Consider the following 20,566-nt stretch of genomic DNA (forward strand, 5'->3'; position numbering starts at 1 on the left):
ATACATGACGGGCACACAGGGGGAGGGGCACCTCACCGAAACAACCGCGCACGGGTGGGGCCCAGCACACGATAGGCGCCGCACCCACTACCTCAAGGCCCTGGAGCTGCTGGGGAACGCATCAGCAATAACGCGCCTTGGCGGGGTGAGGGTGCTTGCCCAGCTGGCCGACGAATGGTTAGCCGACGCCAGCATACCCGCGCCGGTGGGTCGGGAACAGGCACAAACGATCGTGGATATGCTCTGCGCCTATGTGCGGCTGCCTTTCCCACTGGCCCGAAACTGCCCCCAAGCCCCCGCCAGCACCCCCGAACGGTTATCGGATACAGGTATGGCACGGCAACACCGCATTGATGAGGCCGAATACCTGGCGGAGGCGCAGGTGCGTTCGCGTATCCTGGCTGAGATTCGCGGGCGGGTGCGCCAGCCTCAGCCGCTGGAGGACGCGGCCGCCGGTGGGGAGGCAACCCCAGGGCCCTGGTCGGGGTTTGACTTCGACTTTTCGGGGGCAGAGTTTTTTGACACGGTGGATTTTAGCGGGTGCTGCTGGGACGGGCGGCTTACATTCGCGGGTTCCACGTTCTGCGGTGCGGCATCCTTCAGTAACTCGGTGTACCGCGGGCAGACGGGTGTGTCGTTTGAAGAGTGCACTTACCGTGCAGGCACCTGTCCCGAGGCGACAGCGCCCGTGGGAGCAGATTTTAGCGGCTCGTATTATGGCGGGTTCGTGAGTTTTGCCGGTTCAACCTACGAGGCAGACGCCTGCTTTAGCGGGAGCGTGTACTGCGCGGGGGCCAACGCCCAGGACTGCACCTACATGGCCGACTCCATATTCAGCGGGTGCACCCACTACGGGCCCGTCGCCCGCACCGGCACCTACGGCGGGTGTGTTACTGCAGCCGACAGCACGTTTTATTCTTCTGTATCATTCGGCGGTGAGGCCGCTGGATGCGCAGATTTTAGTGGCTGCGCCTATTACGGGCCCGCCTATTTTAGGGGCACGTTCCGGGCCGAGGCGGATTTCGGCGGCTCCATCTACTGTGAGGGCGGCCGCTGGGATTCTTGCGAGTTCCAGGGCCAGGCGCTTTTGGGGCGTTCGCTGTTTCTGGGGCCTGTGTCGTTCGCTGAGGCGCAGCTCGCGGCGGGCAGCCCGGTGTTTGAGCAGAGCGTCGTGAGTGTTTTCCCCGATGCTGCGGGCTGCGGGCCAACCGAGGAAACCCCGGGCGGGGCGCGTCTGCTCACCGAAGAAGAAACCCGCGAGGTCACCCCATGTGCCCGGGCCCTCATCGAGGCGGCAGCCGCCTTGCCTCAGCCCTGTGTCCCGCACGATCATGCTGCTTTTGAACCGGTGCGGGACGCTGAAGAGCAGGTGCGTGCCTGGTTCGACTACTTCTGCTGCACAGACCCGCTGCCGCGCACCGGCAGGAACACCTTGAATTAGCGCACTGTTGGTGCATCGCAAAGGAGTATATATGGAGCCAGATGAATTTGGGCGAATTATTGAGCTGGAGGACACTATTGAGGAGTCCGATATTTTCACGCGCTACAGCGAGTATATCGACCGAGTGATTGAGTTCACGGAGCGTAGCGTTATCCCGTTAAGCGAGCAGCCTGAGGTGCTGCGGGAGTGTGTGGGGTACACCCGGGCGTACCGTTGCGGGAGCATTGATGCCGCTGACCTGGAGCGGCGCCGGTTAGAGCTGATGAAAAAGCCCTATGCACAGAAGCAGGAAGAAGCAATCGCAGCGTATATGGATTTCCTGTTGTGGTTCGAATTTTTAGATGGTACGACCCCCGAATGGCAGCAGGATAGCCATACCTCCTACCTGCTGGATGGCTTGTACAAGATACAGCACAGTATGGCGCTGTGTGAGGAACTGTACGCACACGTTGTGGGCACAGGGTCAGTGAGTTAAAACTTTAAGAAGCGATTCTCTCACCCGCCCGCTAAGGGCTGGGCGAGAGAATCGCTTCTTATCTGGTGTTAGCTGCGCAGTGCGCCCTGTGGCTTATGCCTTGGCCGCCTGTTCTTCTTCCTTGGCGGGAAGATCAGCGGTGGTGAGCTTTGCGAGGTTTGCGGCCTCTTCAAACTCTTGCTCAATCTTGTCGTTCTTCTGGTAGGTAGACAGAGAGACCACGACGGTCACCAGGAAGGCTAGGAAGAACCCGGGGATCATCTCGTAAACCTCGATCGTTTCGGTGAGGTTGAAGATCTGGCGCCAGAAGAAGGTGACGACAGCACCCACAATCATGCCCGAGACCGCACCCGGTAGGGTGAGCTTGCGCCAGTACAGTGAGAGGATCACGATTGGGCCGAAAGCCGAACCAAAGCCCGCCCATGCGAACTCCACGAGCGAGAGAATCGAGTTGTTCTTATCGAGTGCCATGAGAGTCGCGATGACCGCCACAATCGCTACGCCCGCACGTCCAAGCCAGAGTGACTGGTTTGAGCTGAGCTTCTTCTTCACAAAGACACCGTAAAGATCTTCCACGAGAGCCGAGGAGCAGACCACTAGCTGCGAGGATAGCGTAGACATAATAGCCGCGAGTACGGCAGCCAGGATCATACCGGCGATAAAGGGGTGGAAGAGAATCTGCGCGAGATCCAGGAAGACTGTCTCTGCACTTTCCTTATCGGTGAGAGAAACTTCGGGGTGGGTTGCAAAGTAGGCTACGCCCACGAACGCCGTGCTGATGGAGCCTACCACGGTCAGGAGCATCCAGCTCATACCGATGCGACGCCCGGCTTTCGCATCCTCGGGAGTGCGCAGCGCCATGAAACGCACGATAATATGCGGCTGTCCGAAATAGCCCAGGCCCCAGGCGAGCGCCGAAGCGATGCCGATAAACGTAGTTCCCGCGAAAAGTCCCAGGGCGTCGGGGCGAACGTTGGCGACGGCATCCGTGACGTGGTCGAGTCCGCCCATATTGGTAATAGCCACGATCGGCACGGCAACCAATGCGGCGAGCATCAGAAGACCCTGCACCATATCGGTGTAGGAAGCACCCATAAAGCCGCCGAAGAAAGTGTAGAACATGGTGATACCGGCGACGAGAAGCATACCGGTGAGGTAATCCTGGTGGAAGGAAGACTCGAAGAATTTACCGCCAGCAACCATGCCGGAGGAGACGTAGAAGGTGAAGAAGACGAGGATAATAATGCCTGCAAAAATACGCAGAATATTGTATTTATCGTGCAGTCGGTTGCTGAGGAACACCGGGACGGTCACGGCATCGCCAGCGACTTCGGTGTAGGTACGCAGGCGGGGTGCAATATATTTCCAGTTGACCCATGCGCCGATTGTCAGACCGATAGCAATCCATGATTTGGAAAGACCAGCTAAATAGACAGCGCCGGGCAACCCCATTAGGAGCCAGCCGGACATATCGGCGGCGCCTGCCGAGAGAGCCGCGACGGTGGGGGAGAGCTGCCGCCCACCCAGCACGTAATCGTCAAGGTCGTTGTTTTTGCTGTTTGCCCACAGCCCGATCACGATCATGGCGATGAAATAGATCGCCAATGCGATGATTTGGAAAGTACTATCGGACATTTTTCTCCCTATTTCGGTGGCAGGTCATTCTTTCAAGCAATTGAATATTTATGCACAAATATACGTCTTTATGAGTGGCCCGGGATACAGTCTAGCTTTCATATCTCAAAAAAACAAAGTTGAAATGGGGTTTGGTGAGCCGAACTCTGGGTATATATATGCCCACACTCGTAGATTAACTGTCCGGTTCATGTGAGAATATGTGGGTTTATCTGCCGTGTGCATCCCCGCTATGACGGGGAGGAAAGTTTTACGCGTTCCCGAGATAGGGTAAAACCCGCACAAACACATGTGGGGGTCTGAAAAAATTTCAAAGCCTTGGGGATAAATCGTTTCGCATCATGAAATTTTAAGCGGGTCCCGCACCGTCCAAGGCTCCAAACTCATCCGTTGCGGGTCAAAAAACCGTAAAATATGCATCGCGCTTTCAAACACCTGCGCCCCGCCCGTTTTCTTAGGATCGGCGACGGGGATGGAAGCGGCAATCCAGCTCAGCACATCCGCCTCAGTAAACCCGGCCTGGCGCAGCTGCGGCAGGGTCACCGCGCCGTCGCGTTTAGCCAAGCGCTTGCCCTCCTCATTCAGGGCTAGAGGAACATGCGCATACGTTACCGGCGGGTACCCCAGAAGATGCGCCACATACGCTTGGCGCGGCGCCGAAGACAGCAGGTCATCCCCGCGCACCACCTGGGTCACCCCCTGAAAATAATCGTCCACCACCACCGCCAGGTTATATGCGAATGTGCCGTCATTACGCACCAGTACAACATCATCCACTGCCGCCGTGTAGTCGCCGCGGAACATATCGTGCACCGTATACTCGCTCACCTCGGCGCGCAGACGGTAGGCGGGTGCCCGGTGTGCGCGGCGTTCGGCGCGCTGCTGATCTGATAACTCCCGGCAGGTGCCCGGGTATGCGCCCGGGGCCCCATGCGGCGCGGTGGCGGCCTGCTGAATCTCACGCCGCGTGCAGTAGCACTCGTACACCATCCCAGCCTCCTGCAAACGTTCAAACTCACGCTGGTACGCTTTCCGGCGGGTGCTCTGGTACAGCACCGGCTGCTCCCAATCGAGCCCCAGCGACGCTAAATCCGCCAGCTGCTGCTGTGCCGCGCCCTCCTTCACCCTATCGAGGTCTTCGACACGCATCACAAACCGCAGGTTTCCTTGCCGAGCCAGCATCCATGCCAGAAGCGCGGTGCGCAGGTTCCCTAAGTGCAGGTCTCCCGAAGGAGAAGGGGCGTACCGGCCAGCCCCAGGGTGTACGCTGGGGCTCGGTGAAACGGTGACGGGTGCGGCGTTAAGGTGCGGTTCACGGGTCATAGCACTATGGTACTTTCCCGCTGTGTTGTTAATATGCTCCGCCGGTGTGAAGGGGCGGCGTCGGTACTTTTGGGAATTTTCAATAGCACGCTTTACGCTCCCTAGTTGAAGTTTCATTCAAGATAAACTTGATATGCGTTTTTCCTCGAAGCATATACTGCATATCAATATGTCTGCTGCCGGAGCCTTCCGGTATTTATAATGATGCGCATAAACCGTGTGCTCTATTTCTTTCACACTGTGCCCAGTATGTACCCTAAAACAGCCCTTTACGGCCCGTAAATAAAAGGAATGCAACGATATTTACAGTACCGAATATATGCTGTGGTGAACACTTTCAATAGGGATAAATATGTGATCTAGCGCAATATAAAAAGACTGCGACATGTGTGGGCTCGACGGTAGTTCAGAGAAAAAGAAACGTGAGGTTAACGGCACAAAAACCGGAGCACACAATGGAACATTAGAAAATGTTACGAAACCTTAATACAGCATATTCGCGCAAAAACTAGCCCGGTCAAGTACCGTTTAACTATGGCACAAACTATCGAACTAGCTGACGGCGTGTACCGTATTGCAACGGATAACTATCGTCTAAATACAGGACTTATCCTCGGCCTTGAGGCCGCCCTGGTGATCGATACCGGCGCTGGCCCCCGTCAAGGCACCGAAATATATGATGAAGTGCGCCGCCTAACCCGACTGCCTATTACCGTGGTTAACACTCACGCCCACTACGAGCGTTTCTTCGGCAACGATGTTTTCGTGGCCATGGGTGTGGAGGATTTCTGGGCGCACCCGCGTACCGTGCGGGCTATCGAAAAATACGGCGAATCGCAGCGGCCCTATGTTGAGACCTTAGAACCTGAAATGGCGCACCACCAAGGCCCGGCTACCGATATTATCGTGCCGAATAAACTCACCGCCCATAACGGTGAAGGCATTACGTTCACCCCCGTTGAGTTGGGGGAGCGCTCTGCAACCCTCATCTACCTGGGTCAGGGACACACCAAAGGCGACCTGCTGGTGGGTGTTGAAGATGTGCTATTCGCGGGCGGCCTGCTGGAACAGGGCACCGACCCCTCCTTTGACGATTCGTACCCCGACCGCTGGGTAGAGACTATCGGGGCGCTGACTGAGCTTGACAGGTACAGCATCTACGTTCCCGGCCGTGGCGAGCCGGTTGACCGGGATTTTGTGGTGCGTGCCCGAGACACTATGGAGGCCGCTATTGAAGCGATTCGCACCTCCGCGATTGACCAGAGCAACCCCTCCACCACGGCCTCAATGTTCCAGCTGCCCTACTCGCCGGGTACCACCCGCATTCTGCTGGACCGGCTGGCATTCCTTGACGGCGGTAGCGATGCCGCAGCCCAGCCGGATGCGAGCGGCTTTACCGGGCCGATTACGATCGGTAAGGCGCATTCGGGGCAGCGGTAGTATACTCTGGCAGCCCGCCCGCTGCGGCCCGCCCCAGGGTGGGCCGGTTAGGGGCGGTGAATGCTCACGCGCACCCCGGAGGCGGTGCCGAACCCGGCGGCCATGGCCTCTAAATCGGTGTTCTCGGCGGCGCGCACCGTAAAGAACCGGTCTACTGTGCGGGCAAATTGTTCCTGCCGGGCGAGTTCGCCGTGCTCTAGGGTGCTGAAGATACTGCCACCCGAATCATCAAAAACATGCACCTCAAGGTTCGGCAGCAGCTCGGTGACGGGCAGGTTAAGCGCCGCCACGTCGTGCTGAAAGGTCAGGTCGCCGCACAATAACCGTACCGGTGATGCGGCACCCCCCACCGTGCCGGTGCCGGTGGGGTAGTAGCCGGCTAAGGAAATGCCGATAGCGGTAGCAACCGTACCGTCAATACCGGCCAGCCCACGGTTTGCATACACGCGTGCAGGGCCCGCCTCACCCAGTGCTGGCGCGGCCCTATCAAGGTCCCGCACCAGATTCGACGACCCCACAACGAGAGCATGATGATCGGAGGCGCATTGTACCCAGAGGCGGTGCGCTAGGGCCTGCCCGGCGGTACGATCCGCAGGGTCGGCATGTTCTGCCTGGTGGGGTGCGCTCTGTGAACGGTACTGCGCTATTCTGCGCTGGTTTTCGGCATATTGTGCGGTGCCTGCGTCGGTCCACTGCTCTAGCCATTCGGCGCTGCTGGCGGCAGCGCCTTTAAGCGCAAAAATAGCTGCATCGGCAGGAAAATCTATTTCTTGCGCGGCGCGTGCTCCCGGCTCATACCAGCTGGCTTTACGCGGCGCGTAGTACGCCTGCGGGATGCTTTCCCGCCCCAGCAGGGCACTGATTGGCCGTGAGAGCGTGGGATGCCCAAAAAGTACCACCCGTTCAATCTGCGCCCCTAACTCACTGCGTGCGTCCATGCCGAGTAGCTCAACATAGTGGGGGATGGAGGTGCGCCCACCGCGCGCACCGGAAGAGGGCTCCGCAAAAAGCGGCAGGTTCAAAGCAGATGCGAACTCTGCGGCGAACGGGCCGGCCCCGTCCCCCGCGACCACCACCGTTTTGGGGGCTTGCGGGGCATCAAGCAGCGGGGCGCCGCAGGCGGCCTCGGCTTGGGCTGTTTTGTGTTGCACCAGCCACCCGGCCTCAATGGGGCTCAGCGCTGTGAGAGTGCCAGGGCCCTCATGGGGGGCTGTCCCTAAGTGCTCCGCCAGCTGCCGAGCCTCGGCGGCGTAGTCAGTGTGTTCGGTCAGTGAAGCCGCCCACTGCGGCAGGATGCGCGCGGTCTGCTCGTCCGGCACCAGCGGCGAGTCGAGGCACAGGTTAATATGGGCGGGGCCCAGCGGCTCGTCGCTGGCCCGTGACCAGTTGTGCGCATCCCTGCCGGTCAGAGCCGCCAGGCACCGTTTAAACGCCTGAGTTTGTTCCCCTTCGGACTGTTCGGGGTAGCGGGTCAGATCTGCGGATGCGCGCACAAAACGCCCATACAAGTTGTGCTGAAAAGTGGTCTGGTTGGCCCCTGTACCCCGCAGCTTTTCGGGCCTGTCGGCGCTGATAATGGCCAACGGAACCCCCGTATGGTACGCCTCCATGACCGCCGGAACATACTCACCCAGTGCCGTGCCCGAGGTGCATACCAGCCCCACCGGCCGCCCGGATGCTTTCGCAATACCAAGCGCGGTGAACCCTGCGGTGCGTTCATCAACCCGCACGTGCGCCACGATCGCGCCCGCAGTTTCGGCGGCAGCCACCGCATACGCCAGCGGCGCGCTGCGTGAACCGGGGGAGAGAACGATGTGGCGCATCCCGGCGCGGATGAGCGAATCAAGTACAGAGATGGCGCTGAGCATAGAGAGTGGTGTGCGGTTTTCAGTCACCAGACTATTCTAATGCTGCCTCGCTGACGGTGGGACTGTGTGTGCCCTTAGTCGCCCATAGTCTCTTGGCCGTGCCGGGCATCGGCTGTGGCATATCCGCGGTGCAGCAGCCGCCAGCACCGTTCGATGCGTTCTAGCCACCATGCGCGTGTGGAGTGGTCTGCGGCGAGCGCCTTCAGCCGTGCCTCCTCGGGGGCTGCGGGCCGCACCGGTATGCGGCCGTTTTCGGCCACAAGGGGGGTGCTGCTCACATCGGTGTTCAGGAGTGAGACCGTTCCCAGCCCGCACCCGTAGGGCAGTTCGGGCAGGGACGCGGCCAGGTGCACACCCGTTGCGATACCCACCGAGGTTTCGAGTGCGGAGGAGATGACGGCTGGCAGCCCGGACTGTGCGATGACAGCGGATGCGCGCCGCACCCCGCCCAACGGTGCCGCTTTGACAACGATCAGGTCGGCGGCGTGCGCCCGCGCCACGGTGAGCGGGTCATCAGCTTTGCGTACGAGTTCGTCTGCGGCGATGAGAACCGGAACCTGCGCATTGTCGAGCTGGGTGCGCAGCTGCTTCATGTCGTTAATGCTCCCTACAGGCTGTTCGGCGTACAGCAGGTTGTAGTCGCTCAGGGCTGTGAGTGCTGTGAAGGCCTGCGGTAGTGTCCACCCGGCGTTTGCGTCTATTTTGAGGCGGGCGTTGGGCAGGGCGGTGCGGGCGGCGGCGACCCTGGCGATGTCGTCGTCAAGGGTCTGTCCGCGTTCGGCGACTTTAATTTTTAGTTCCTGTATGTCGCCGTTGTAGTTGGTAAGCACGTCGGGCACGCGGTGGGCGGGTACGGCGGGGAGGGTGGCGTTGACCGGCACCTGTTCGCGTACTGTTACGGTGGGTGGCAGGTAGGCTGCCTCTAGGGCGCTGGATAACCAGTGCGCGGCTTCGGCGTCGTCGTATTCTGGGAAGGGGGCGAATTCGCCCCAGCCGTAGGGGCCGTGGATGAGGGCGCTGTGCCGGGTGGTGACCCCTCGGAATTTGACGCGCATCCCCACGCTCATAATGTGTGCGGTGTTAAGGATTTTTTCGAGTGGGGGCAGCGGTGTTCCCTCAGAGACGAACCCGTAAGGGGTGATACCGGGGCTGTTGGAACCGTCGTGGTGTGTTGATGCGGCGCGGGAAAACGGCACAGTGACCTCCTCTAGCACGGGTGGGTATTCCCTGCAAACTCCCAGCTTTGGGTTGAGAATTTTATTCTTTTTCATAGCTTAACCTGAGATAGTTAGGACTGATAATGCCCAGATGCGGCGGTACTGACGATTGATCCGGGAGGACACCATGGCAAAACGCAGTACGGCACATACCGCCTCGGCTCATGACTCCACCGCGCCTGATGATTCAACGATTCCCTTGGGCGAGGTGCCCGAGGCTACCGAAGTTTTAGGTGCTGAAGAAGAGACGATAGGCGCAACCCGTAATCCGTACCAGCGGCGTAGCAGCGCCTCCGGTACGGCGCAGATGCCGCATGTGCCTGATCCGCACTCGCCGCCTACACCCGCTCAGGGGTACCCTGCGGCGTCTCGTTCGGCTGGCGCCTATGATGCTGACCCTACGGAGCATCTTCCCTATAGTGCGGATCCCCAGTTTTCTTCAAGTCCTCAGTATGCTCAGGCCCCCCAGCAGTACCCTCCGAATGCGCAGTACGGTGGTCCGGCCGGGTATGTGGCTTATGGGGCTCCGCCGCAGGCGCCCGGTGCCGCCCCTGAGGGGTACGCCGATACCGGGCGGCCTGGTACACGCATTATTCTGCAGCATCTTTTTGCATTGTTCGTGTTTGCGGTGGGTGCTGTTGCCAGCCTTTATTTTTTTGTGGGCACCTACCGTGGGCAGCAGCTTGATGAGGACGCCCTGAACGAATACGGTAAGCAGTTCAGTGGCTATGAGGGCCCCACCTTAAAGGCTCTCGATAACCTGCCGTATGTGGTGGTGGCGTTGGCCGTGGTGGGGCTGGTGCTGGTGCTGATATGGAAGCATCATTTCGTGTCGGCGGTGGTGGGCGTGTTCACGGCTGCTGCGGCAACTGTGAGTACGCAGTTGCTGAAGAATACTTTGGTGAAACCCAACTACGGTGTTCAGGAGGCGGTGCTGAACTCGGCCCCTAGCGGACATACCACTTTGGCGGCGGCCGCAGGTGCGGCTATTTTCTTGGCGGCCCCGCGTTCGCTCCGCCCGGCGGTTGCGGTGTTGGGGTCGTTGGCGACCTGCCTGACGGGTATGGCGACCATGATTAATAACTGGCACCGCCCGGGGGATGTGGTGAGCGCTATCTTTGTGACCGCGTTTTGGACGGTGATCGGGCTGATGGTGCTGCGGTATTTCCGCCGCTCAGAGTTCAGGGGCGGTAAACGAACAATTGGCTCGGTGATTGTGCCGCTTCTGACGATTGCGACCCTGTTCTTGGGGTTCTGCTCGGTGGTGCTGTACCTGATTGTTTCGGTGTCGTCTTTGCCGGGCGGGGTGTTTGTGGCATCCACCAGTATGGTGTTGGCTGTTGGCACCGGGTGCGCGGCTGCACTGATTGGGTTGCTGCGCCCGCGTAACCGGCCGCGTCCGGCGTACACCAAGGTGTGGTCGTACTAGTTTTCTGCGGTTTTTCACGCCTCCACAGGGCATAATACTTGTGATGGAAAGCATTTTGCGGGGTGGAAAACCGAGGCGTAATATTGGCACTGTACATGCGATATTGGTGTTTTAGAGGGCGGGCTCAAAGCCTATCCCCGTAAGAAATACCGTCGCACACGACGAAAGGTAAACCCATGGCAGGCACCCACGAAGGTCGCGTCATCATCTTCCCGCAGCTCACCGAGCAGCTTACCCCCTTTGAGGATAAGCCGCAGGCTAAGAAGCTTATTGACGCTGATGGGGGGAACCTTATCCTCATGGAGCTTGCCGCCGGGCAGTCGTGGCATGAGCACCACAGTGTGCACCCGGTGGTTGTGCAGGCCCTGAAAGGCAAGATTGATTTCCGGGTGAAAGGCCAGAGCGTGATTCTGGTGCCCGGTAAGCCGATTCACGTGACGGCGGACCTGCTGCATTCGCTCACGGCGCTGGAGGATTCCACGCTCATGGTTACTATGCTCACCGGTGAGTCGCATCCTGATGCGAAACCCACTGTTGAATTCGATGAAATTTAGCGGACCCACCCCGCCCGCAGGCTTTCACTCAACAGTATTCACTCTCTTCGATTCACTCCTTTAAGCGCGGAGGCGCCCCGGTTGCTGGAAACCGGGGCGCCACTGTTTAACTGGGGGTATGACCATCTGCGGTGTGTAGGGGAGCGATACATAATCTGGCGTAAACTGCTAACCGTATGGCGCGAATTGCTAATGATGTTTTTTCTATGCTGGTAATACAACCGGATAAAAAACGCATAAGACAACCCATACAAGGAGAAAAATGTCCCAGGTTATTCTGCTCACCGGCGCAAGTTCAGGTATCGGCTACGACACCGCTAAAGATCTTGCAGCCGCAGGGCACACAGTCTACGGTGCCGCACGCCGCGTGGAGAAGCTTGAAGAACTTCGGCCCTTCGGTATCATTCCGCTTCAGCTGGACATTACTGACGAAGACTCCATCAAGAAGGCTGTAGAGACCATTATTACCAAGCAGGGGCGCATCGACGCTCTTGTTAATAACGCGGGGTACGGCTCCTACGGTGCGATCGAGGATGTTACCCTTGACGAGGCACGCAACCAGTTCGAGGTAAATCTCTTTGGGCTGGCACGACTCACGCAGCTTGTCCTGCCGCATATGCGCGCGCAGTGCTCCGGGCGCATTATTAACGTCTCTTCAATGGGTGGGCGCCTCACCACCTTCATGGGCGCCTGGTACCACGCCACCAAGTACGCCTTCGAAGCCTTCAGCGATGCGCTGCGCATGGAAACCTCCGACTTCGGCATTCAGGTCTCCATTATCGAGCCCGGTGGTATCAAAACTGACTGGGGTATGATCGCTGCCGACAAACTGGAAGAATCGGCCAAGGGCGGCGCCTACGAGAGTATCGCCCGTAAGACCGCCGAGAATATGCGCCGCCTCTATTCCTCAAAGTCGCTGTCTGACCCCGCTATTATTTCCAAGGCGATCACCCACGCCATCGAAGCAAAAAAGCCCAAGACCCGTTACCTCATCGGTTTCATGGCAAAACCCGCAGTTCTGATGCACACAGTTCTGCCCGCTCGCACCTTCGATACGATCGTTCGCCGCTTCATCTAGGTGCCCGCCGTGGAACACATAACCTTGCCGGGAAGCATCATGCCCTACCTGAAAAGCTACGGCATAGAACCCGAAGATTTCCTTCCCGCCTCCTGCCGCAGGGCACTGGCCACCGGCGAAGACATCACCCTAAACCCCAGCCAGTACCTCGATTTTCTGCGTACCATAGATACAACAATTCCCGATAAGGAATTACTGAAGCTGGGCACTCAGAGCAGTCTCAAACAGTGGGTTCCAGCGATTTTTGGGGCGCTCGCAGCCGATAACGGGTGGGAGGGGCTAGCCCGGTTTGAGCGGTACAAAAAACTCACGGCCCCTATCGACATGCACACCACGCATGAGAAGAACCGGTGCCGTGTCGAATTTGCGTTTGCGGGTGCTGAACGGGCGCTTCCCCGCAGCGGGGTCCTTTTAGAGCAAGTTATTCTGCTGACCCTTATGCGTACTGGGACGGGGCGGTATATTGTGCCCCTGTTCGTGGAGGCACCGTTTGAGTACTCCGCAGAATACACCGAATTTTTTGGTGTTGCCCCGCGTGCGGCCAGCTGCAACTCACTGGTATTCGCAGCTGCCGATCTGCTGCTGCCCTTTCGGAAAGCGAATAACGTCATGTGGGAGTACCTAGAACCGGTACTTGACGAAAAAATCGCTGCTTCTGAGCGTCACTACGGGGTAGTACAAAGTGTGCGCGCTGAACTTTTACGGATGATACCCAGCGGCTCGTACAGTCTGGAGAAGCTCTCATCCCATCTGGGCGTGAGCGGACGAACCTTACAGCGTGAGCTTCAACAGGCCGGAACCAGCTACCAGCATGAATGCTCTCAGGCGCAAAGCGAACTGGCGTGCTCCTATCTGAAAAACCCGGCGGCGGGCCTGCAGGATGTGGCGCTGCTCTCTGGATATACGGAGGTTAGTTCGTTCACGAGGGCATTTAAAAAATGGACGGGTCTCACCCCGGGTCAGTACCGCGATCAGCTGTCGTCCCAGGAAAATACCACAAACACGGTGAACGGTTCATAGCAAAGTGGGACGGCAAACGGGTTTTACCTGTTTGCCGCCTCACTCTTTAACGTCATACCTGGCGGGTGCGTACCGGCTGCCTGGGGGGGGGGGGAGTATTTACCCCTTGGCTTGTGCGGTGGACGCATCCTTGGCAGTGTCCTGCTGCGCTTGAGCAACGTGGGTGGGATCCAGCACACGCGCTAAGAAAGTCTTGGTACGCTCATGCTGCGGGTTGCCAATCACCTGCTCGGCGGGGCCTTCCTCTACCACCACGCCGTCAGCCATGAAAACCACACGGTCGGCCACGTCCCGGGCGAACGCCATCTCGTGGGTGACCACGAGCATGGTCATCCCCTCATCGGCCAGCTCACGCATAATGCCGAGCACATCGCCGACCATTTCGGGGTCGAGGGCACTAGTGGGCTCATCAAACAGCATCAGCTCGGGATTCATGGAGAGCGCCCGGGCGATAGCCACACGCTGCTGCTGCCCGCCTGAGAGCTGGCTCGGCAGGCTGTTTTCCTTACCGGCAAGCCCCACCTTCGCCAGCTGCTCGCGCGCCACCTGCTCAGCGGTTGCCTTGCTGCGCCCCAGTACTTTTACCTGGGCAATGGTGCAGTTATCGAGTACGCTCAGGTGCCCGAACAGGTTGAACTGCTGGAACACCATGCCCATGCGGGTGCGCACCGCGTTAATATCCACATCCGGGTCGGTGACTTCGGTGTGACCTACGGTGATGGTTCCGCCCTGAGGCTCTTCAAGCAGGTTCACGCACCGCAGCAGAGTTGATTTGCCTGAACCGGAAGGGCCGATCAGGCACACCACCTCACCCGGTTCCACCTCAATATCAATACCTTTGAGTACCTGTAGTTTGCCGTAGGACTTATTGAGGCCCTTAATGCTCACGGATGCCGGTGCCGGCTTCATCGTCTCAGTCATCGTAATGTTCTCCTTCACCGGTTACTTGCGTGAACGTGCCTGGGTGCGCTTCTCAAAGTAGGCCGAAAGCTGCCCCAGCGGCACCGTAATAATGAGGTAGCATAGGCCCGCGACCACCAGCGGGGTGAGCCCGGCACCCCCAGCGGTGATGCCTTCACGCCCGAATTTCGCCAGCTCATACTGGGAGACTGTCACGCCCAGCAGGTACACGAGTGAGGAATCCTTGGTGAGCAGAATAACCTCGTTCGTCAGCGGCGGCAGCACAATGCGGAATGCCTGCGGCACGGTGATGGAGACCATCGCCCGGGTGTGGGACATGCCCAGCGACCGGGCTGCCTCATACTGGCCTTTCGGCACCGCTTGAAGACCGGCCCGCAGCACCTCGCTAATGTACGCGGCTGAGACCACGCCCAAAGAAAGCGTAACCGGGATGAGGTTATCCACAAACCGGATTTTAAACGCCAGAGGAATGCCGTAACCGAATGCGAAGAAGACCAGCAGGGCGGGAATACCCCGGAAGATCTCGACGTACAGGGTGGCGAGCCACCGATAGGGTGCGATGGACGAGATACGCATGAGCGCCAGCAGCAGCCCGCCTGAGAGGCCCACAGCGAAGCCGAGCGCCGTGTAAATGAGCGTATTTTTCAGCGCGACGGTAATGATGCCGGGGAACTGTTTGGCGGCAATATCAAGGTTAAAAACCTGTTTGGTGAGCGTATTCCAGTCGGCCATGACGAGCGCAATAATCGCAATGACTGCGAGCAGCGCGTACTGGGTGTACCGAAATATCGCCTGTTTTTTGCGGGGTGAGAGCTTTGTCTGTGCCATCTATCTGTTCGTATCGTGTGGGGCTGTGCGTTGTTGTGACGCTTGTGCTGGGAGCTTTAGCTCTTGGGGGCCGTGGCGGCGGTGCTTGAGGTGGAAGAAGTCCCCACCCACTTTTCTTTGAGCTTATTGAGTTCGCCGCTGTTCTTGAGCTTGTCGATGCTCTGGTTGGCTTTCTCCAGCAGGGCGGTGTTGGTGGGGGATACGGCTGCGGCGATTTCGTCGGCCCCTTCGGAGGTTTCGTAGGCGATCTTCAGTGAGGGGTTGGCCTTGAGGGCCTCAGAGATAACGGAGAGGTTTGCTGATACGGCCTGCACCTTACCGGTTTCAAGGGCTGAGATCATGAGGGAGGTGTCCTCATACTGGGTGACGTCTGCGCCCTGGTTCTTGGCGTATTCTTCACCGCTGGTGGCCTGCTGGGCCCCTACTTTAGCGCCTTTGAGGTCAGCGGCAGAGCTGATCTTTGAGTCTTTGGGAACCAGGATTGCCTGTTTGTCTTCAAAGTAGACGTTGCTGAAGGCCATCTTGGATTTCCGGGCGTCGGTGACGCTAATACCTGCTAGGGCAATATCGCACTGGCCGCTGGTGAGGCCGGTACCGGAGTCAAGGCCCTCGAAACTAATGGAGGTCAGCTGCGCCTTGACGCCAAGATCCTTGGCGATAGCTTCGGCAATGTCTGCATCCAGCCCGATCACTTTGCCGTTTTCTTCGTATTCGAAAGGCTTGTAGGGGGTGTTGGTGCACACGCTGAGGGTGTCGGATTTGATGAGGTTAACGCTGCCTCCGCCGGAGCCGGAGCTTTCGGTTGAGACGCATCCGCTCAACAGCAGGGGGGCGAGAGCGAAAAGCGCGAGGGTTTTCTTGGTAGCGGTGGTCATGGTCTCTCCGTAGGTGTATGACGTTTATCGGGCTTTCTCTAGTCTGCACCCAAACGATAAAGAATGCAAGTAATATAATAAATATTCATAAAATTACTGAAAATACAGGATATGAATATTCTGAATGCGCATACACGCCCGAAATGGCGGGGAACAAGTGCCTCCGAAGGCAGTGAATATTCATGAGTTTCGCGCCGTCAAAGGGTGAAAACACCCCCGCACCCCACGCACCCCGCCTCCTTACAGAAAGTGTCCAACTATCCACCGGCGGTAGAACATGCCACAATTGAAGGCGTGAGCACCACAGAAAAGAACCCCATGCCCCGCAACTCCGCCAGAAGCCGCGCGAGCCTCGATAAAAAAACCGGCGACATCGCCGCCATGTTCGACACCGTCGCGCACCGCTACGACCTCATGAACGGCATCCTGTCACTGGGGCAACACCTGCGCTGGCGCAAACACACCGTCGCCGCCGTCGAGGCGCACCCCGGCCAGAAAATACTCGACGTTGCCGCCGGAACCGGCACATCCTCCGAGCCTTTCGCCGACGCCGGGGTAGATGTTATCGCCGCAGATCTCTCCGAAGGGATGCTGGAGGTCGGACGCAAACGCCGCCCCGATATGACGTTCGTGCAGGCTGACGTCACCAACCTCCCCTTCAGCGACAGCACCTTCGACGCGGTCACCATGTCCTACGGGCTGCGCAACGTGGCTGACTACCCAAAGGCCTTGCGCGAACTGTACCGAGTCACCAAACCCGGCGGGCGCATCGTCGTCCTCGAATTTTCCACCCCCACCTTCGCCCCATTCGGTAAGGTATATAAAAAGTACATTATGCAGGCAATACCGCCAGTAGCGCGCGCTATCTCCTCAAACCCTGAATCCTACGAATACCTTGCGGAGTCGATTATCGCCTGGCCTAACCAGCGTGACCTTGCCCAAGAATTCGCGCGCGCAGGCTGGCGAGACGTCAAATACCGCAACCTCTCCGGCGGAATCGTTGCCATCCACCGCGGCTTCAAACTCGCAGAGCCTAACTAAATAGTCCAAAATGTATACTACGGCCAAGTCAGCAGACCACTGCACCTTGGCGCACCCACTCACCCGGCACCAAACGCACAGCATCAATAAGAGAAGGCACAGTGAGCGCAAGCAACACAGAACAGCCCATCGCGGCAACCGAATTCATGGCGGCAGATGACTTTACTCTGCCCGCCGGGTTCGAACTCATCGCGGCAGACCCCGAGCTTGGGCCGCGTATTCTCACCTCCTTAGCGCGTATCGAAGAGCGCCTGGGAGAAGCCATCGCCCAAACCGATAAGCTTGCGGATGTTGCCTCACGCCACCTGTTACTCGCCGGAGGTAAACGCGTGCGCCCGCTGCTGACCCTGCTCGCTGCCGCCGTGGACGGACAGATTAACGACGAGGTGACTGAGGCTGCGGTGGTTGTCGAGCTCACCCATCTGGCAACCCTCTACCATGACGACGTGATGGACGAAGCCCCCAAACGCCGCGGAGTAGACACCGCACAAACCATCTGGGGCAACTCCGTCGCCATCCTCACCGGCGATCTTATCTTCTCCCGCGCCTCACTGCTCGTCTCAGAGCTGGGCACCCGCCCCATGAAAATTCAGGCGCAAACCTTTGAACGCCTCGTGCTGGGGCAGCTGTACGAAACAACCGGCCCACGCGAACACCAAGACATTCTTGACCACTACATTGCCGTCATTGAAGGCAAAACAGGCTCGCTCATCGCCGCGGCGGGGGAGTACGGCTCCCTGCTGTCGGGGGCAAGCGAAGAGACCGTGCAGATCATGGCCCGCTACGGTGAACTCGTGGGCGTGGCCTTCCAGCTCGCCGATGATGTGATCGATATTGTCAGCGACGGCGCCTCCTCCGGCAAAACACGCGGCACCGACCTGCGCGAAGGCGTGCCCACCCTGCCCACCATCCTGCTTGACCGGGCCGCCGCAGCCGGGGACGAATCCGCCCGTGAAGTGCGTGCCCTCATTGACACCGACCTCAGTACTGATGAGGCGTTGGGGGCCGCCGTGTCCGCGCTCGCCGCGCACCCGGTCACAGAGCAAGCGTGGCGGATCGCCTACGAATGGGCTGACCGTGCGATTGCGGCGCTCGCGCCCCTGCCTGAAAGCACCGCGAAAGCTGCCCTCACCTCATTCGCCCACGCCGTGGTGCATCGTGAAGGGTAACTATAGGGTTAAGCTCACAACCTTAAAGCGAGGCATGCAGGCCCAAGCACATTGACCGCACGCATTAAATACTGTAAACCTTTTAGAGTTATGCTCCCGGTCATACCCGGTACCGGCGGCATCGACGAAGGAGACACGCCGCAACCAGCGTGCATCCCGATATCGGCACCGCACCCCGCACCTTACCGGCGCGAGGGGCGCCTTTTGCCGTGCAAATGTGCACACGTGAACATCTAGACCGAGGTATACCAAACCATGGGAGCAACTCCTGCTAAAACCCCGGCGAAACGTGAAGGATTCTCAAGCCGCAGAGTCTTCCTGTTCGCCGCCATCGGCTCAGCTGTGGGGCTGGGCAATATCTGGCGTTTCCCTGCTGCAGCCTATAAAAACGGCGGTGGCGCCTTTATGATCCCCTACATTGTGGCGCTGCTGACGGCCGGGGTCACCTTCCTCTTCTTCGACTACGCAATCGGCCACCGCGGGCGCGCATCGTCCCCGCTGGCGTTCCGCCGTCTCAACCGCAAAACCGAGTTCATCGGCTGGTGGCATATGGGCATTAACTCGGTGATCGCCATCTACTATGCCGCGATTATCGCCTGGTCGGTGCGGTACATGATTTTCTCGTTCAACCAAGAATGGGGCGACGACGCGAAAACCTTCTTCATGAAGGACTTCCTGAAAGTGGGGAAGCCGCAGCTTTCGCTCGACTTTAACCCCGGCATTCTCATTCCGCTCGTGTTGGTGTGGCTTTCCCTGATCGTCATTATGGCGCTGGGCGTGCAAAAAGGTGTGGGCGCCGCCAACGTGGTGTTTATGCCCCTGCTGATCCTGATGTTCGTGGGGCTGGTGGCGTACTCACTCACCCTGCCCGGGGCGATGACCGGTCTGAACACCCTGTTCAGCCCCGACTGGGGAGCACTGGCTAACGGCCAGGTCTGGGTTGCAGCCTACGGGCAGATCTTCTTCTCGCTCTCCATCGGCTTCGGCATTATGGTCACCTACGCCTCCTACCTGAAGCCCAAGACCGACCTAACCGGCTCGGGCACCGTCGTGGGCTTCGCCAACTCCGGGTTTGAGCTGCTGGCGGGTATCGGTGTGTTCGCTGCGCTGGGCTTCATGGCACAGGCACAGGGCGTCGCCGTAGGCAAAGTTGTCGAAGAAGGCACCGGCTTGGCTTTCATCGCCTTCCCCACCATTATTTCCCAGGCGCCGGCGGGGGCGCTCATCGGGTTCCTGTTCTTCGGCTCCCTGCTGTTCGCCGGGTTCACCTCGTTCATCTCGATTCTTGAGGTCATTATCGCCGGTGTGCAGGATAAAGCCGGTACGTCACGCCTGATCTCGACCATGATCGTGATTATCCCGTTGGCGATTATCTCGACCCTGCTGATGCCCACCTCATCCGGCCTGTACGTGCTGGATATTCTCGATAACTTCGTGAATAACTTCGGTATTCTGGCTGCCGGTCTGACCTCCATTGTTGTGGTCGTCTACTGTGTGCGGGCCCTGCCGACCCTGCGGGATCACCTGAACTCCGTCTCCTCCTTCAAGGTGGGATGGCTCTGGATGATTCTTCTGGCGGTAGTTACCCCGCTGATCCTGGGTTACAGCCTAATATCCACGTTCTTCACGTCCCTTTTTAAACCTTATGAGGGGTACCCGGCGGAACTGCTTCTGATCTTCGGCTGGGGCATGGTGGCATTCCTCCTCATCGGCTCCGTCGTGATTTCATTCCTGCCATGGTCGCATAAGTCACGCGCCGCCGAAGAACCCCCGGCACCGCCCATTATCGGCGGTAAACTCGCCCACACGCATGTGGACGACGCCGCGCGGAAAGCACACGCAAAAGCACAGGGCGAGGAGGCATAATGAGCGGTGCAGCTATCGCTATGATGATCGTGGCAATCCTCATTATCTGGGGCGGTCTGGGGTTCGCGCTGCTGAACCTGTACAAGCACCCCGAAACCGATACCGGCGACTCTGATGAGGTCCCCGCACGTTCGGGTACCGAGGGAACATCCGCCGCATCGTAACGGGTGCTCCGCACCTTGCTAGGATGTAAAACTAAAAGAATATAAATACATAAATTGTGCACGCCACTCATAAAACAATGGGTGGCGTGCATAATTTTATAGTCCGTAAAATATTGAAAGCTTCGCATAAAATGGGCATTATAAACTACATTCACAGGCCATAATCTTCTGTCGTCATTTATGCGCTAATCAATAAATTTACCAATAATTTTTCACCATATT

General features: G+C 58.6%; 18 protein-coding genes. 11 read left to right on the forward strand and 7 right to left on the reverse strand.

Going from position 1 to position 20,566, the window contains the following annotated elements; all coding sequences use genetic code 11:
* Nucleotides 1–4 precede the first annotated feature (4 nt).
* Both I6I94_RS08545 and I6I94_RS08550 read left to right on the forward strand, forming a co-directional pair.
* The gene (locus I6I94_RS08545; RefSeq protein WP_128088104.1) at nt 5–1,441 is read left to right on the forward strand and encodes a pentapeptide repeat-containing protein; all 1,437 of its coding nucleotides are present in this window, start codon (nt 5–7) and stop codon (nt 1,439–1,441) included.
* 31 nt (nt 1,442–1,472) lie between these two features.
* Complete coding sequence (locus I6I94_RS08550) at nt 1,473–1,916, forward strand: hypothetical protein (protein ID WP_201620612.1); 444 nt, start codon at nt 1,473–1,475, stop codon at nt 1,914–1,916.
* Between the two features lie 93 nt (nt 1,917–2,009).
* Here I6I94_RS08550 and putP read toward each other — a convergent pair whose 3' ends face one another.
* Nucleotides 2,010–3,551: a sodium/proline symporter PutP gene (gene putP, locus I6I94_RS08555; RefSeq protein WP_128088102.1), complete on the reverse strand. Its 1,542-nt coding sequence runs from the start codon at nt 3,549–3,551 to the stop codon at nt 2,010–2,012.
* Between the two features lie 339 nt (nt 3,552–3,890).
* Nucleotides 3,891–4,874: a tRNA glutamyl-Q(34) synthetase GluQRS gene (gluQRS, locus tag I6I94_RS08560; protein WP_128088101.1), complete on the reverse strand. Its 984-nt coding sequence runs from the start codon at nt 4,872–4,874 to the stop codon at nt 3,891–3,893.
* 534 nt (nt 4,875–5,408) lie between these two features.
* Between gluQRS and I6I94_RS08565 the strand changes: the two genes are divergently transcribed.
* Entirely contained in the window at nt 5,409–6,314 is a 906-nt protein-coding gene (locus I6I94_RS08565) for an MBL fold metallo-hydrolase (RefSeq protein WP_201620613.1), read from the forward strand.
* 47 nt (nt 6,315–6,361) lie between these two features.
* On the opposite strand, the gene menD is transcribed toward I6I94_RS08565, so the two are convergent.
* On the reverse strand, nt 6,362–8,209 hold the full coding sequence (gene menD / locus I6I94_RS08570) for a 2-succinyl-5-enolpyruvyl-6-hydroxy-3-cyclohexene-1-carboxylic-acid synthase (protein WP_201620614.1): 1,848 nt from the start codon (nt 8,207–8,209) through the stop codon (nt 6,362–6,364).
* A 47-nt stretch (nt 8,210–8,256) separates the two neighbouring features.
* Nucleotides 8,257–9,378: an o-succinylbenzoate synthase gene (locus tag I6I94_RS08575; protein ID WP_236588846.1), complete on the reverse strand. Its 1,122-nt coding sequence runs from the start codon at nt 9,376–9,378 to the stop codon at nt 8,257–8,259.
* Nucleotides 9,379–9,526: 148 nt separating this feature from the next.
* On the opposite strand from I6I94_RS08575, the gene I6I94_RS08580 reads away from it, so the two are divergent.
* The 4 genes from I6I94_RS08580 (at nt 9,527) to I6I94_RS08595 (ending at nt 13,480) form a co-directional block, all read left to right on the forward strand.
* Nucleotides 9,527–10,828 (forward strand): phosphatase PAP2 family protein, encoded by a 1,302-nt coding sequence (locus I6I94_RS08580; protein WP_201620615.1) that lies wholly within the window; start codon nt 9,527–9,529, stop codon nt 10,826–10,828.
* A 176-nt stretch (nt 10,829–11,004) separates the two neighbouring features.
* The gene (locus tag I6I94_RS08585; RefSeq protein ID WP_006887793.1) at nt 11,005–11,382 is read left to right on the forward strand and encodes a cupin domain-containing protein; all 378 of its coding nucleotides are present in this window, start codon (nt 11,005–11,007) and stop codon (nt 11,380–11,382) included.
* Between the two features lie 262 nt (nt 11,383–11,644).
* Entirely contained in the window at nt 11,645–12,460 is an 816-nt protein-coding gene (locus tag I6I94_RS08590) for an oxidoreductase (RefSeq protein ID WP_201620616.1), read from the forward strand.
* A gap of 39 nt (nt 12,461–12,499) precedes the next feature.
* Nucleotides 12,500–13,480 (forward strand): helix-turn-helix domain-containing protein, encoded by a 981-nt coding sequence (locus I6I94_RS08595; protein WP_201620617.1) that lies wholly within the window; start codon nt 12,500–12,502, stop codon nt 13,478–13,480.
* 99 nt (nt 13,481–13,579) lie between these two features.
* On the opposite strand, the gene I6I94_RS08600 is transcribed toward I6I94_RS08595, so the two are convergent.
* The 3 genes from I6I94_RS08600 to I6I94_RS08610 are packed head-to-tail and all read right to left on the reverse strand — an operon-like array spanning nt 13,580 to nt 16,104.
* Nucleotides 13,580–14,401, reverse strand: a complete 822-nt coding sequence (locus I6I94_RS08600) for an amino acid ABC transporter ATP-binding protein (RefSeq protein ID WP_128088092.1) — start codon at nt 14,399–14,401, stop codon at nt 13,580–13,582.
* 21 nt (nt 14,402–14,422) lie between these two features.
* Nucleotides 14,423–15,229: an amino acid ABC transporter permease gene (locus I6I94_RS08605; protein WP_128088091.1), complete on the reverse strand. Its 807-nt coding sequence runs from the start codon at nt 15,227–15,229 to the stop codon at nt 14,423–14,425.
* Nucleotides 15,230–15,285: 56 nt separating this feature from the next.
* Entirely contained in the window at nt 15,286–16,104 is an 819-nt protein-coding gene (locus I6I94_RS08610) for an ABC transporter substrate-binding protein (protein ID WP_201620618.1), read from the reverse strand.
* A gap of 318 nt (nt 16,105–16,422) precedes the next feature.
* Here I6I94_RS08610 and I6I94_RS08615 point away from each other — a divergent pair, with 318 nt between their 5' ends.
* From I6I94_RS08615 to I6I94_RS08630, 4 genes are all read left to right on the forward strand, one after another.
* The gene (locus I6I94_RS08615; protein WP_037236810.1) at nt 16,423–17,145 is read left to right on the forward strand and encodes a demethylmenaquinone methyltransferase; all 723 of its coding nucleotides are present in this window, start codon (nt 16,423–16,425) and stop codon (nt 17,143–17,145) included.
* 146 nt (nt 17,146–17,291) lie between these two features.
* On the forward strand, nt 17,292–18,314 hold the full coding sequence (locus tag I6I94_RS08620) for a polyprenyl synthetase family protein (RefSeq protein ID WP_051122011.1): 1,023 nt from the start codon (nt 17,292–17,294) through the stop codon (nt 18,312–18,314).
* 255 nt (nt 18,315–18,569) lie between these two features.
* Nucleotides 18,570–20,180: a sodium-dependent transporter gene (locus I6I94_RS08625; protein ID WP_128088090.1), complete on the forward strand. Its 1,611-nt coding sequence runs from the start codon at nt 18,570–18,572 to the stop codon at nt 20,178–20,180.
* Nucleotides 20,180–20,344: a methionine/alanine import family NSS transporter small subunit gene (locus tag I6I94_RS08630; protein ID WP_128088089.1), complete on the forward strand. Its 165-nt coding sequence runs from the start codon at nt 20,180–20,182 to the stop codon at nt 20,342–20,344. Before I6I94_RS08625 ends, I6I94_RS08630 begins: the two co-directional genes overlap by 1 nt.
* Nucleotides 20,345–20,566 lie beyond the last annotated feature (222 nt).

Source organism: Rothia aeria (genome assembly GCF_016726365.1).
GTDB lineage: Bacteria > Actinomycetota > Actinomycetes > Actinomycetales > Micrococcaceae > Rothia > Rothia aeria.